We start from the raw sequence: 12,747 nt of genomic DNA, 5'->3' as shown, positions 1-12,747 counted from the left end.
GCGGTCACTGCCCGGCAATCTGCTCTTGGGTATAAAACCCGTCTTTCTCCAGCAGATCGATATTGGCCTTGGTCAACGGCGTAGGCGTGAGCAGGATGGTGTCGACCTTCTTGCTGCCGTTGTCGTATTGCGAGCTGTAGGTGGGTTTCTCATTGCGCGCCAGTTGCACCGAGAGCTTCGCCGCTTCCGAGGCGATCAGTTTGAGCGGCTTGTACACGGTCATGGTCTGGGTGCCGTCGATCACGCGCTTGACGGCAGCGAGGTCGGCGTCCTGCCCGGAAATTGGCACTTTGCCCGCGAGTTTCTGCGCGGCCAGGGCCTGGATCGCACCGCCGGCGGTGGCGTCGTTGGAGGCGACGATGGCGTCGATCTTGTTGTCGTTTCGGGTCAGGGCGTTTTCGACGATGCTCAAGGCTTCGGTGGGGTTCCATTCCTTGACCCACTGCTGGCCGACAATCTTGATGTCGCCCTTGTCGATGGCCGGTTGCAGCACTTTCATCTGGCCTTCGCGCAGCACCTTGGCGTTGTTGTCGGTGGGCGCGCCGCCGAGCAGGAAGTAGTTGCCTTTGGGCGCCGCTTGCAGCACGCCGTTGGCTTGCATCTCGCCGACTTTTTCATTATCGAAGGAGATGTAGGCGTCGATATCGGCATTGAGGATCAGGCGGTCATAGGACACCACCTTGATACCGGCCTTCTTGGCTTCGGCGACGGCGTTGGTCAGCACGGTGGCGTTGAACGGCACGATAACGATCACATCGACGCCTCGGGAGATGAGGTTTTCGATCTGCGAGATTTGCTTCTGTTCATTGGCATCCGCCGACTGTACGAAGACCTTGGCGTCGAGTTTTTCGGCCGCGGCGACGAAGTAATCACGGTCACGGGACCAGCGTTCCAGGCGCAAATCGTCAATGGAGAAACCGATTTTTGGATGGGCGGAATCGGCCATCACCGGCAGGGCGAGCAGGGCCAGAGCAGTGGCGAGCAAGGTGCGTTTAAATGACTTCATGGTGATGCGTCCTTTTATTGTTGTTGGAAAGACACGGTGTGACGACTGTAGGCGAACAGTGTAGTTGTGGCGAGCGGGCTTGCCGCGAGTTGGGCGGCGCAGCAGTCCCATTCCAGGCGACCCGCTCTACCTGAAATACCGCGGTGTCAGGTTTCAGGGCCGCTTCGCGCCCCAACGCGGGGCAAGCCCGCTCGCCACAACAAGCCCGCTCGCCACAGGCAGACACCCTGTCAGGTATAGATAAACCGGTTGACCACGCCTTCAAGCATCTCCTGCCGGCCACTCACGGCCTGCGGGTTCAGCTCGTGTGCAAAGGCGTGCTCGGCCAGCGACTCCAGGCTGAACTCACCGGCCAATACCGCCCGGCCCAATGGCTGGTTCCAGCCGGCATAACGCTGGTCCTTGAACTGCTGCAGCCGGTCGTTCTGCACCATTGCCGCTGCGCGCTCCAGCGCCAGGGCCAGCACATCCATGGCGGCGACGTGGCCGTGGAACAGGTCGACATCGTCCAGGCTCTGGCGGCGGACTTTGGAATCGAAGTTGTAGCCGCCGTTCTTGAACCCGCCGGCCTTGAGGATTTCGTAGGTGGCCAGGGTCATCTCCTCGACGCTATTGGGGAACTGGTCGGTGTCCCAGCCGTTCTGCGGGTCGCCGCGGTTGGCGTCGATACTGCCGAAAATCCCGAGGGACACGGCGGTGGCGATCTCATGATGGAAACTATGACCGGCGAGGGTCGCGTGGTTGGCCTCGATATTCACTTTGATCTCGTGTTCCAGGCCGTACTCATGCAGGAAACCGAACACCGTGGCGCTGTCGTAATCGTATTGGTGTTTGGTCGGCTCCTGGGGCTTGGGCTCAATCAACAGGTCGCCCGTAAAGCCGATCTTGTGCTTGTGCTCCACCACCATGCGCATAAAGCGTCCGAGCTGTTCGCGCTCGCGTTTGAGGTCAGTATTGAGCAGGGTTTCGTAGCCTTCGCGGCCGCCCCACAGCACATAGTTGGCACCCTTGAGCCGCAGCGTGGCGTTCATTGCGCTGAACACCTGCGCGGCGGCGTAGGCGAACACCTCCGGGTCCGGGTTGCTGGCAGCGCCGGCGGCAAAGCGCGGGTTGCTGAAGCAGTTGGCGGTGCCCCACAGCAATTTGATGCCGGTCTGTTCCTGGTGGCGCTCCAGGTGGTCGACCATTTGCGCAAAATGGTTGCGGTACGCCTTGATCGAGGTGCCTTCGGGTGCGACGTCGGTGTCGTGAAAGCTGTAGTAGTCGATGCCCAGTTTGGAGAAAAACTCGAACGCCGCTTCCGACTTGCCGATGGCCAGTTCCATCGGGTCGCCGGTGCGCTGCCAGGGGCGCTTGAAGGTGCCTACACCAAACATATCCGCCCCCGGCCACACGAAGGTGTGCCAATAACAGGCTGCCATGCGCAGGTGCTCGCGCATGGGTTTGCCGAGGATGATTTTGTTGGCGTCATAGTGGCGAAAGGCGAGGGCAGAGTCGCTGCTGGGGCCTTCGAAGCGAACCTTCTCGACACCGGGGAAGTACGGCATGGCGATTTCCTTATTGTTCTTGGCGGTGACTCGATACTAGCAACGGCATCGGGACTGCCGATTATGAAAATCACCAAGCCATGGTGCGATTTTGACTAGAGAGGTCTAGGCTGTGGCGACCGGCTTTAAGGATAAAAACAATGAAAACCCTACCGCCTGTTCACCGCATTGCCTTGCTGTTCAATGGCAGCAAGATCTACGACCGGGGCATCATCACCGGCATCGGCAATTACCTGAGCAGCACGCGCGTGTCCTGGGACCTGTTTCTTGAAGAAGACTTTCTGTGTCGCCTCAAGGGCATCGAACGCTGGCAGGGCGACGGCATCATCGCCGACTTTGATGACCCGCTGATCGGCGAGGCGCTGGCCGACATCAAGCTGCCGGTGGTGGCGGTGGGCGGCTCCTATCAGGATGCGCGTGCCTACCCGAAGGGCATTCCCTATGTCGCCACCGACAACCGTGCGTTGATGAAGCTGGCGTATGAGCATTTGATCGAGGCAGGCCTGCGCCGTTTTGCCTGTTTCAGCCTGCCGGAAGCCCAGGCCAATCGCTGGGCCCAGGAGCGTGAGAAAGCCTTCCGCCGTCTGTTGCAACGCGATGGCCTGCACGTGGAGGTCTATCGCGGCCTGGGCACCAGCGCACCGTTGTGGGACAGCGCCGTGGAACAGCAGATTGCCTGGCTGCACAGTTTGCCCAAGCCCATCGGCATCATTGCCGTCACCGACGCCCGCGCACGGCAACTGCTGCAAGCCTGCCTCACTGCCGGCATTGCCGTGCCCGAAGAAGTCGCATTGATCGGCATCGACAATGACCCGCTGACTCGCACGCTGACGCGCGTGCCGTTGAGTTCAGTCATCCAGGGCACCGAGACCATGGGCCGCACGGCCGCGGCGCTGCTGCACCAGATGCTGCACGGCAAACCCTGCGCGGGCACACAGATTCTGGTGCCGCCGGATGCGATCAATGTGCAGGCGTCCAGCTTGCATCAACCGTTGGGTAACCCGTACGTGATGCAGGCGCTGTTGTTTATCCGCCAGTACGCTTGCCAGGGCATCAAGACCGCCCAAGTGGCGGCCTATGTTGGCGTTTCGCGCTCCTCCCTCGAATCACACTTTCGCAAGGCGCGCGGCTGCAGCGTGCACGATGAGATCCTGCGCTTCAAACTCGCAGCCGCCGCCAAGGGCCTGGAAAACCAAACCCTGGCGATTGCCGACATCGCCGCGCGCTGCGGCTTCAAATCGGCGCAGTACCTGCACACCGTGTTTCGGCGGGAGTTTGGGTGTACGCCGCGTGAGTACCAGCATACAGCGGCTTCATAATGTCGGCAGACGCGGGGAAAAGGATAAGGACATGCGGTATTACTTACTCAGGCCGGATCACTCAGTGCCGCACAAATGGGTGCTTGGAGACATACGGCACGTTAATAACTGGCACTTCAGTAATCCGCCGCCCAATTACATGGAGCCTGGCACTTACACCCTCGACGTCAGGTTCGAAGGGGTTGAGGTTGATTACGCGCTGGCGGGTTATGGCAGTGTTCCGGTATTGAGCAGAAGAGCACGTGATGCATTAGTGGGCTTGCCGGAGGTGGATAAGCCTTATCACCATCTCGTACTTGAGCCGGTGCACATCGCGAACACGCACGTTGAACAGGACTATTTCGTGATGATCATCGAGACGCAGGTTGAGTGCGTTGATCAACAACGCTCGGAATATCAGCGGTATGCCGTGGATGATCCGGTACGGCCGGACCGGGCGGGGGATTATCGCGGCTTTACCAGGCTCGTTATTGATCCGGTAAACGTGGGTGGCCGAGATATTTTCAGGCTTAAGCACTATCTGGGTGCAATCATCGTCAGCGAAGAGGTAAAGCGTCGCTTCGAGAGCGCAGGGGTAGTCGGGATGGCGTTTGATTCGGTAAATGGTGACGTAACGACTGTGACCTGACAGGCGCGAGACGCAGCTGGCGCTCGCGCCTCGGCCTTTATCCGGTCAGAAAATGGCCTTCACCTGTAAACCCACTACCAGCGCGTTGTCGATGTTCTCACCGGAAAACGCCCCCGGCTCGATGATGTATTGCACATCCGGGCGCAACGTCAGCCACGGCGTGGCCTGGTAGCCGTAACTGAGTTCGATCAGTTGCTCGGCGTTGTTCAGGTTGGGGTAGTCGGTGCCCGCGTTGAACGCCGCCAATTCCTGCACATCCCGACTGCGCGGGTTCGGCACCGCACGGCCATAACCCAGGGCGACGGTGTCGCGCGGGCGGCCTTCGAACGGTTTGTACAGCACCACGCCCGCGCCATACCACTTGCTGAACGGCGAGGCGGCCTCGCTGGCGGCCGAGTATTGGCCGAAGGCGTGCAGCACGCGACCGGCTGATGTGCTGGACGCCCACACGGCCTGGTCGATCAGCAGGTAGTGACCGCCGCGCCCGCTGACTTCTTTGTTGCTGCCGATGCGTTTGACGTCGGAGCTGTCGTAGTAGTAACCCAGCTTGTATTCACCCGGCAGCGTGCCCGCGTGTTTGTAGACCAGCTCGATCGGTACCACCGTGCCGGTGGTGCGTTTAGGGTCCAGGCGCCAGGCGCGGCTGGAATTGCCGTTACTGTCCGGGTCGACATTGAACGCTGCCACGCGCAGTTGCCAGGATGGCGAGAAATCGTATTTCACCCGCGCGCCGAGGCGCGCATTCGGGTAGTTGGTCCAGCCGCTGCCGCCGGACATGTTCAGCGGGTGCCCACAGAAACCGGCGTTCATGAAGTTGCACAGGATGCCGCTGTCGAGGCCGCCGAGGTCATTGCCCATGGCCATGTAGCCCAGCTTGATGTTCAGCGCGGGGGTGAACAGCGTGCGTTCGTAGCTCAACTCGGTGAGGCGCGTGTAGAGGCCGCCGTAGTTTTCCTGGATCGGCAGGCGGTTGCCCACCAGGTCTTCGGAGGCGCTGTTGCCGCGCCGGTCGTTGATGGTCAGCTGGATGCGGTCGCCGTTGTTGAAACCGTAGAGCTTGCCCAGGTCGAACTGCACGCCAAGCTTGATGTTTTGCGAGTAGCGCGCCGAACGGTGTTGGCCGCCGTCGGCGTTGTAGGCGGTTTCGCCACTGTAGTCGCCGGTGAAGCGGATGCCTTGCTCGTCGAGTTCACGGCGCAGGCCGCCCCAGTCGCCGGTCAGGGTGGTGTCGTCGGCTTGAACGGGCAGGGCGGCAGCAAAGGCCAGGCCCAGCACCAGGCGGCCAAGGGGCAGATGAGAAGTGGGGGTCATGCGTGGTTTTCCAGACAAAAAGCGCGGTGCCGGAGGGCGACACCGCGCGAACACGGGGTTATGGCAGGGCGTAGGCGATCACGTAGTCGCCACGGTCAGTGGACTGCCGCGCGCCGCCGGCGGTGATGACGATGTATTGCTTGCCGGTTTTCGGCGACACATAGGTCATCGGGCCGCCTTGGCTGCCCACCGGCAGGCGGGCTTTCCAGACTTCATCACCGTTGCCGCTGTTGAAGGCGCGCAGGTAGAAGTCCTGGGTGCCGGCGATAAAGATCAGGCCGCCCTGGGTGGACAGCGTGCCGCCGAGGGTCGGCAGGCCAATCTTGATCGGCAGGTGCATGCGGATGCCCAGCGGGCCGGTGTCTTCAACCGTGCCCACCGGCACTTGCCAGGCGATCTGCTGGGTCTTCATGTCGATGGCGGTCAGGGTACCGAACGGCGGCGCCTGGCACGGGATGCCGGCCACCGAGAGGAAGCGGTTTTTGTTCACCGCATACGGCGTGCCCTTGAGCGGTACGGCGCCCATGCCGGTGTTCAGCGCTTCGCCACCGGACGAGGCCTTGGCCTTGTTCTGCGACGGGATCATCTGGATCCACAGGCCCAGGCGCATGTCGTTGACGAAGATAAAGCCATGCACCGGGTCGGTGGAAATGCTGCCCCAGTTCATGCCGCCCAGCGAGCCTGGGAAACTCAGCGATTTATCGGTGCCCGGCGCGGTGTACAGGCCTTCGTAGCGCATGCCCTTGAAGTCGATACGGCACAACAACTGGTCGTAGGGCGTGGCGCCCCACATGTCCGATTCGTTCAGGGTTTGCGCGCCGATCTGCGGCATGCCCACCGATTTAGGCTGGGTCAACGAGTACGGCTCGTTGGGAATGTTCGCGGCCTTGACCGGCACTTCCTTGACGTCTGTCAGCGGCTTGCCGGTGGCGCGGTCGAGCACGTAGATCTGCCCGGCCTTGGTGCCGATCACTACAGCCGGTACTGCCTTGTCGCTGCCCGGTGGGGTGAAGTCGATCAGGCTCGGCTGCATCGGCAGGTCGAAGTCCCACAGGTCGTTGTGGACGGTCTGGTACACCCACTTTTCTGCGCCGGTGGAGGCGTCCAGCGCCAGCACCGAGGCACCGTATTTGTGATTCAGTTGGGTACGTTCAACGCCATAGATGTCGGTGGACGAGCTGCCCATCGGCAGGAAGACGGTGTTCATCAGCGGGTCGTACGACATCGGCGCCCAGCTGTTCGGCGTGCTGCGCACGTAGGTGCTGCCGGCGGCTGGCGCTTGTTTGTCTTCGGGGTTGCCCGGGTCGAAGGCCCAGCGCATTTGGCCGGTGATCACGTCGAAACCACGGATCACGCCGCCGGGCATGTCGGTTTGTACGTTGTCGGCGACGCGGCCACCGACGACGACGGTGGTGCCGGCCATCAACGGTGCCGACGACAATTGGTAGTAGCTGTCCGGCACATCGCCCAGGCCGGCTTTGAGGTCCACTTGGCCGTGGGTGCCGAAGTCTTCGCAGAATTTGCCGGTGTCGGCATCCACCGCGATCAGGCGTGCATCAATGGTGTTGGTCAGCAGGCGACGCTGGCACTGGGCACCGGCCGGCACGCTGGCAGCCATGATCGGCGAGCTGTTGGGTTGGGTCGGCTGGGCAATGGGCGCGGTGGCGTCGAAATACGCCATGCCACGGCAACGCTGCCACACCGCCGATTTGGCGTTGACTTCGTTCTTCCACAGCTCTTTGCCGGTGTCGGCGTCCAGTGCGATCAGGTTGTTGTGCGGCGTGCAGATGAACACCTTGTTGCCGATCTGCAGGGGCGTCAGTTGGTCTTCGGCACCGTTGCCGTCGCTGATGGCGACGTCGCCGGTGTGGTAGGTCCACGCCACTTTGAGCTTGTTGACGGTGTCGCGGTTGATCTGGTCCAGCGCGGCAAAACGGCTGCCGCCTTCGGTGTTGCCGTAGTGCGCCCAGTCTTTCTGCGCGTCGGCGGCAGCCACCGGCGTGATGCCCGGGCCTTTACCGGTTGGCGCCACGCTTGGGTGCGCCACGAACATGTTGCCTGCAGCGACGGCCACGCCCACTGCCAATACGGCAGCAATGCCATACGCGCCGCGAGCCGGCTTGCCGACCAGCAGCGGATACACCAACGCCACCACCACGCCGATCACCGCAAACATGAACAGCCGCGAGAACAGCGGCCAGTACACCAGCCCTACATCCGCCACCGCCCAGACCGCCGTGCCCACCAGAAAGGCGGCGAACAACCACGCGCCAGCCGGGTTGCGTCGCGCGATCAACAGGCCGGAAACGGCCATGGCCACGCCACCGATCAGGAAGTACCAGGAACCGCCCAGGCTGACCAGTTTGGCGCCGCCAACGGCCAGGGCCACGCCGAGCAGGGCAATGATGATGCCCAGGCCCAGCAGGAGATATCGTGAGGCGCCAGCGGCGCGGGATGCTCGTTTCATGTCGACAGGACTCGAAGGTGAGTGACTAAAGGTCGAATGTTAGCAAGATAAGTAACTGGTTAGTACATTCTACTGGGTAATAGTCTGTTACAGGCTTTGGGATGATGGTGTTGCAAACCGCCTTGAAGTGGCAAGCAGGCTTTTGTGTGGTGAGCAGGCTTTGTGTGGCGAGCAGGCTTGCCCTGCGTTGGGCTGCGAAGCGGCCCCATTAAAAACACCGCGGTCCGCCAGCCAGAACGCGGTGTTTGTTTTCAGGACTGCTTCGCAGCCCAACGCAGGGCAAGCCTGCTCGCCACTCTTCATTCCAGGGTGGCAAGAAACTCGGCTACACACGCCATGCACGCTTCACGCTCTTCAACATGCGGCATGTGGCTGGACTGCTCGAAAATCTGCCAGCGCACGTCGCTGATGCCGTCGGCAAACGGTTGCACCGTGGCCGGTGTGGCTTCGTCGAAGCGCCCGGAGATCAGCAGCGTGGGCACCTGGATGCGCGCCAGGCGATCAATGATCGTCCAGTTGCGCATGCTGCCGATCACATGGAACTCAGTGGGACCATTCATCGCGTGGTAGACGGTGGGGTCTTCTTCGATGGCGGCATTGGTGCGCTCAACTTCGGCCGGCACCGGTTGGGTACGGCACACATGGCGCGCGTAAAACACTTCCGCTGCGGCGAGGTATTCAGCGGTGTCGGTGGTGCCGGCGGCTTCATGGCGCAGCAACGTGGCCTGCACCTCGGGCGGCAGCGCCTGGCGCAGCTCATTCGCCGCTTCGCACCACAAGTCCATCGAAGCTGGCGAGTTGGCAATAATCAACGCTTTCAAGCCGGCAGGCTGGCGCACCGCGTGCTCGGCGCCGAGCATGCCGCCCCAGGACTGGCCCAGCAGCGCGTAGTCGCTGATCTCAAGGTGCTCGACCAGGTTGTCCAGCTCTGCCAGGAACAGTGCCACGCTCCAGAAATCGACAGAGGCGCCGGGTAAGTGGGTCGAGCGGCCATTGCCGACCTGATCGTAATGCACCACCGCGCGGCCCGTGGCGGCCAGGTCTTTGAAACTGTCGACGTAATCATGGGTGCAGCCCGGGCCACCGTGGGCAACGATCAAGGGCAGGCGCCCTGAATTCAAGTCGCCGGTGACCCGGAACCACGTCCGATAGCCACGGAAATCGGCATAACCTTCGCGAACCTGCATGTTCTGTACCTCATTGGGATCGATGCGGTACAGGCTAGCCAAAACGGCGCGTCAGGTGCACTGGTAAAAGTGATAGGTTCTCAAACTTCCACCAGCCGGTAATGCAAACCACGCGCCACGGCTTCGACGCGATTGCGCGCACCCAACTTGCGCGCGGCGGCGACCAGGTGCAGGTTGACCGTCGCCTCGGAGCGGTTGAGGGCGGCCGCAATGCACTTGGCCGACAGCCCCTTGGCCGAATGCTGCAGGCACTCGCGCTCGCGCCGGGTGAGGTGAACATGGGTGCAACAGCGCTGCGCCGGTGCCAGCAGTTCGCTGGCCCGGGCCTGGAAGGTGTGCGCCAATCCCAGCATGTCCCCAAGACTTTGCCGAGCCTGCTGCTCGGCCTGCGCCGGGGTGCCGTCGATGATCGCGGTGAGCGTGGCAAAGCCGCCATCCGGCAAGTGCAGCGGCACCGTCAGGCCGGTGCTCAGGCCGTAGTCCCGGACATAGTGGGCCACCGGGCGATGGGCGTCGGTCAGGGCGACGTTCCACGGGGTGTCGCTGCCGAACGACCACACAAACGGCGTGGTTCTGCGCGCTGCGCATTGCTGCACCGGGTCGATCTGGTAATAGCCGCCTGTGCACCACAGGTCGTGCATGTCCAGCGGTGCATTCAGCGCCTTGAACACCGACGGGGTGATCAGCGCGCCTTCATGGCTGACCGGCACTGGCGCAAAGTCGTAGATCAGCGTGTTGAACCCCAACCGGTTGGTCGCCGCCTGCACATGCGCCAGGCACGCATCCAGGCTGGTCAGGTGGGCGAGTTGCTCGCTGAATGTCATCAGGTCGGTGTGCATGACGCCTCCGGGCGGTGGGATGCGCGGTTTCTCCAGCAAACGCCATACCAACGGTTGTCATGCGGGCCTTGGCGCATCGCGCCCCGAACCGGCGATGGCAGATGAAATGCGCCTGACGAGCACCACCTGCCTTCGTGAGCCTGTTGATGCGCTCAGCCGATGCGCTCGCCACCCAACGCATCGCGCTGCATCGACTGCAGGTTTTTCTCGATGGTTTCGCAGATGCTTTCCATCTGGATCTGGTGCTCGCTGGAGTGAAACGGGCTTTGCAGGTCGGTGCCGATACGCTCGATCGCCAGCAGCATAAAGCCCACCACCGTCGAGGCCAGCGGGGTGAACCAGCCCAGGGACTCCACCAGCCCGACCGGCACGATCAGGCAGAAAAGAGAAATGAACAGCCGTGGGAAATACACGTAAGGGTAGGGCAGCGGCGTATTGGCGATGCGCTCCATGCCACCTTGGGCGTTGGACAAGTCCACCAGGGTTGACTCCACTCGCGACAGGCGGATGCTGTCCAGGTGGCCGGCCTTGTACTCCCTGGCCAGCAATGCCGCCGAGCCGGTAAGGATGTCATTGGCGAAGTTATTGGTCGCACCGTTGCGCGCGAACTCCTCGGCCGGGATGAACGCACGCACCTCGTCGGGGCACGGCTTGCCCCTGAGGTGCGCCGCCAGGCAATTCACATAGGCCACATGACGGCGCAGCAGCGTGGCTTTGGCCGGGTTCACTTCGCCGTCCGGGTCGTCCAGCAGCGTCAGCACCTGTCGGGCAAAACTGCGTGAGTTATTGACCATCGCGCCCCATAGCGTGCGGGCTTCCCACCAACGGTTGTAAGCGCTGCTGTTGCGAAAACTGATCAGCACCACCAGCGCCGAACCCAGCAAGGTCAACGGCATCAGCGGCAAATTGATCTTGGTGGTGAGAAACAGCATGAAATCCACCGTCACGGCGACATCCCACAACAACAGCCAGAACAGGGCCCAGCCCACATAGCCCATGGTCTTGATGATCAGGCGGTATTTTTTGATGATGGCGGCTTTCAAACGAGGTCCTCGCGGCGAGCGGTAAGCAACAATGCCTTAGCTCGGACGCTGGTTTGGGGGGAAGGTTCGCTGTTGACCTGAATCGTTTAAGGCGAGTGCGATCAATGTTCATAACCCTTTAGGAGGCTCTATGAAAATTGGCGTGATTTCCGATACCCACGGCTTGCTGCGGCCTGAGGCGATCGCGGCGCTGCAAGGCTGCGAGCAGATTATCCATGTGGGCGATATCGGCGGGCCGGACATCCTTGAACACTTGGCGCGGATCGCGCCGGTGCATGTGGTGCGCGGCAACAATGATCAGGACGCGGCCTGGGCGCAGCAGGTGCCTGACCATCTGAGCATTGATCTTGACGGCTGGAAAACCCTGGTCGTGCATGACATTGCCGACGTGCCCGCGTTACTCGACCCGCACACACGGCTGGTGATCACCGGTCACTCGCACAAACCCTTGATCGTGTGGCGCGGCGCAACGTTGTACGTCAACCCCGGCAGCGCTGGCAGGCGCCGGTTCAAACTGCCGGTGACACTTGCGGTGCTTGAGATCGTTGAGGCGTCGATTGAGTCGCGGCTGATTTCGCTGGTGGACGCTGTTCAGTAGCCGATTGGCTCAATCAGGTGACGCCCGTCGTGCATTTACAACGGGGTCAGCACGTTCATCACCGTGTCCAGCGCCACGCGCGTGTCGTCCAGTTGCACCAGCGAAGCGTGGCGGGCGCCGAGGGCGTCGCGGTTCTGGATCGCCGTGAGAATGGCCTTGTGACGCGGCAGGCTCAGGCCCTGGATGTCCGGGCGGCGATTGGTGATGTTGATCGACTCGCGCAACGGCAGCGAGAGCATGTTGCACATATAGGCAAGCAGGTCATTGCGGGTGGCGTCGGCAATCGCGCGGTGAAAGTCCAGGTCGGCCTGCAGCAGGTCGTCGTGGGTCTTGGCGGTTTCCATGCCCAGATAGGCTTTTTCGATGGTGGCAATGTCTTCGTCGGTGGCGGTGGTCGCGGCCATGGCGGCGATTTCCGGTTCGAGGATGCGCCGCACGCCGGCCAGGGTGTTGAAAAACTCACTGTGAGGCGTGGTCTGCATCAGCCAGGACAACACGTCAGGGTCGAGCAAGTGCCATTTCAGGCGTGGCCGCACCACCGCGCCCACCCGGGGTTTGGAATACACCAGGCCCTTGGCGCTGAGCACGCGCGTCGCCTCGCGCAACACCGACCGGCTGACCTTGTACTCCTCGCACAGCGTGGCCTCCATGGGCAGGCGTTCTTCGGGTTTGAAGCGACCGGAAACGATGTGCATGCCCAAGTCCTGAACGATCTGGGCATGCATGCTCTTGCGCGGCTTGGACGGCTGGTGATCCATAACGAACGGGAGGCCCTGGCTAAATAGGCGGCATCATAGCATCC

Annotated in this window: 11 protein-coding genes; 3 read left to right on the top strand and 8 right to left on the bottom strand. The window is 62.0% G+C overall.

The window, feature by feature from the left end; all coding sequences use genetic code 11:
* Positions 1-4: 4 nt before the first annotated feature.
* Positions 5-1,006 carry a D-xylose ABC transporter substrate-binding protein gene (gene xylF, locus AB5I78_RS16935; protein ID WP_145164815.1) on the bottom strand — a complete coding sequence of 334 codons (1,002 nt, stop codon included), beginning with the start codon at positions 1,004-1,006 and terminating at the stop codon, positions 5-7.
* 230 nt (positions 1,007-1,236) lie between these two features.
* Complete coding sequence (gene xylA, locus AB5I78_RS16930; RefSeq protein ID WP_369302989.1) at positions 1,237-2,553, bottom strand: xylose isomerase; 1,317 nt, start codon at positions 2,551-2,553, stop codon at positions 1,237-1,239.
* A 140-nt stretch (positions 2,554-2,693) separates the two neighbouring features.
* On the opposite strand from xylA, the gene AB5I78_RS16925 reads away from it, so the two are divergent.
* Together AB5I78_RS16925 and AB5I78_RS16920 are read left to right on the top strand one after the other, a co-directional pair.
* Positions 2,694-3,872: a XylR family transcriptional regulator gene (locus AB5I78_RS16925; protein ID WP_145164819.1), complete on the top strand. Its 1,179-nt coding sequence runs from the start codon at positions 2,694-2,696 to the stop codon at positions 3,870-3,872.
* A gap of 31 nt (positions 3,873-3,903) precedes the next feature.
* Entirely contained in the window at positions 3,904-4,500 is a 597-nt protein-coding gene (locus AB5I78_RS16920) for an imm11 family protein (RefSeq protein ID WP_369302988.1), read from the top strand.
* A gap of 45 nt (positions 4,501-4,545) precedes the next feature.
* On the opposite strand, the gene AB5I78_RS16915 is transcribed toward AB5I78_RS16920, so the two are convergent.
* From AB5I78_RS16915 to AB5I78_RS16895, 5 genes are all read right to left on the bottom strand, one after another.
* On the bottom strand, positions 4,546-5,811 hold the full coding sequence (locus AB5I78_RS16915; protein WP_369302987.1) for a carbohydrate porin: 1,266 nt from the start codon (positions 5,809-5,811) through the stop codon (positions 4,546-4,548).
* Between the two features lie 58 nt (positions 5,812-5,869).
* Positions 5,870-8,278 (bottom strand): glucose/quinate/shikimate family membrane-bound PQQ-dependent dehydrogenase, encoded by a 2,409-nt coding sequence (locus AB5I78_RS16910; RefSeq protein ID WP_369302986.1) that lies wholly within the window; start codon positions 8,276-8,278, stop codon positions 5,870-5,872.
* A 299-nt stretch (positions 8,279-8,577) separates the two neighbouring features.
* Positions 8,578-9,465 (bottom strand): proline iminopeptidase-family hydrolase, encoded by an 888-nt coding sequence (locus AB5I78_RS16905; protein WP_369302985.1) that lies wholly within the window; start codon positions 9,463-9,465, stop codon positions 8,578-8,580.
* Between the two features lie 80 nt (positions 9,466-9,545).
* A complete protein-coding gene (locus AB5I78_RS16900; protein WP_369302984.1) occupies positions 9,546-10,304 on the bottom strand; it encodes an autoinducer binding domain-containing protein in 759 nt (252 codons plus the stop codon).
* Positions 10,305-10,456: 152 nt separating this feature from the next.
* The gene (locus AB5I78_RS16895; RefSeq protein ID WP_145164832.1) at positions 10,457-11,347 is read right to left on the bottom strand and encodes a bestrophin family protein; all 891 of its coding nucleotides are present in this window, start codon (positions 11,345-11,347) and stop codon (positions 10,457-10,459) included.
* A 130-nt stretch (positions 11,348-11,477) separates the two neighbouring features.
* Here AB5I78_RS16895 and AB5I78_RS16890 point away from each other — a divergent pair, with 130 nt between their 5' ends.
* Positions 11,478-11,945, top strand: a complete 468-nt coding sequence (locus AB5I78_RS16890; protein ID WP_369302983.1) for a metallophosphoesterase family protein — start codon at positions 11,478-11,480, stop codon at positions 11,943-11,945.
* A gap of 35 nt (positions 11,946-11,980) precedes the next feature.
* Here the strand turns inward: AB5I78_RS16890 and AB5I78_RS16885 are convergent, their stop codons facing one another.
* Positions 11,981-12,703: a FadR/GntR family transcriptional regulator gene (locus AB5I78_RS16885; RefSeq protein WP_106579793.1), complete on the bottom strand. Its 723-nt coding sequence runs from the start codon at positions 12,701-12,703 to the stop codon at positions 11,981-11,983.
* Between the last annotated feature and the right edge of the window lie 44 nt (positions 12,704-12,747).

This window comes from Pseudomonas sp. N2-3-1-14, from assembly GCF_041228395.1.
Taxonomy (GTDB): domain Bacteria; phylum Pseudomonadota; class Gammaproteobacteria; order Pseudomonadales; family Pseudomonadaceae; genus Aquipseudomonas.
Note: the sequence above shows the minus strand (reverse complement) of the source record. Positions and strands in the feature narration are given on the sequence as shown.

What these genes read in the sequence shown, in the direction of transcription:
- xylF (WP_145164815.1), bottom strand. Translation starts at nt 1,006, where the DNA reads ATGAAGTCATTTAAACGCACCTTGCTCGCCACTGCTCTGGCCCTGCTC.
- xylA (WP_369302989.1), bottom strand. Translation starts at nt 2,553, where the DNA reads ATGCCGTACTTCCCCGGTGTCGAGAAGGTTCGCTTCGAAGGCCCCAGC.
- AB5I78_RS16925 (WP_145164819.1), top strand. Translation starts at nt 2,694, where the DNA reads ATGAAAACCCTACCGCCTGTTCACCGCATTGCCTTGCTGTTCAATGGC.
- AB5I78_RS16920 (WP_369302988.1), top strand. Translation starts at nt 3,904, where the DNA reads ATGCGGTATTACTTACTCAGGCCGGATCACTCAGTGCCGCACAAATGG.
- AB5I78_RS16915 (WP_369302987.1), bottom strand. Translation starts at nt 5,811, where the DNA reads ATGACCCCCACTTCTCATCTGCCCCTTGGCCGCCTGGTGCTGGGCCTG.
- AB5I78_RS16910 (WP_369302986.1), bottom strand. Translation starts at nt 8,278, where the DNA reads ATGAAACGAGCATCCCGCGCCGCTGGCGCCTCACGATATCTCCTGCTG.
- AB5I78_RS16905 (WP_369302985.1), bottom strand. Translation starts at nt 9,465, where the DNA reads ATGCAGGTTCGCGAAGGTTATGCCGATTTCCGTGGCTATCGGACGTGG.
- AB5I78_RS16900 (WP_369302984.1), bottom strand. Translation starts at nt 10,304, where the DNA reads ATGCACACCGACCTGATGACATTCAGCGAGCAACTCGCCCACCTGACC.
- AB5I78_RS16890 (WP_369302983.1), top strand. Translation starts at nt 11,478, where the DNA reads ATGAAAATTGGCGTGATTTCCGATACCCACGGCTTGCTGCGGCCTGAG.
- AB5I78_RS16885 (WP_106579793.1), bottom strand. Translation starts at nt 12,703, where the DNA reads ATGGATCACCAGCCGTCCAAGCCGCGCAAGAGCATGCATGCCCAGATC.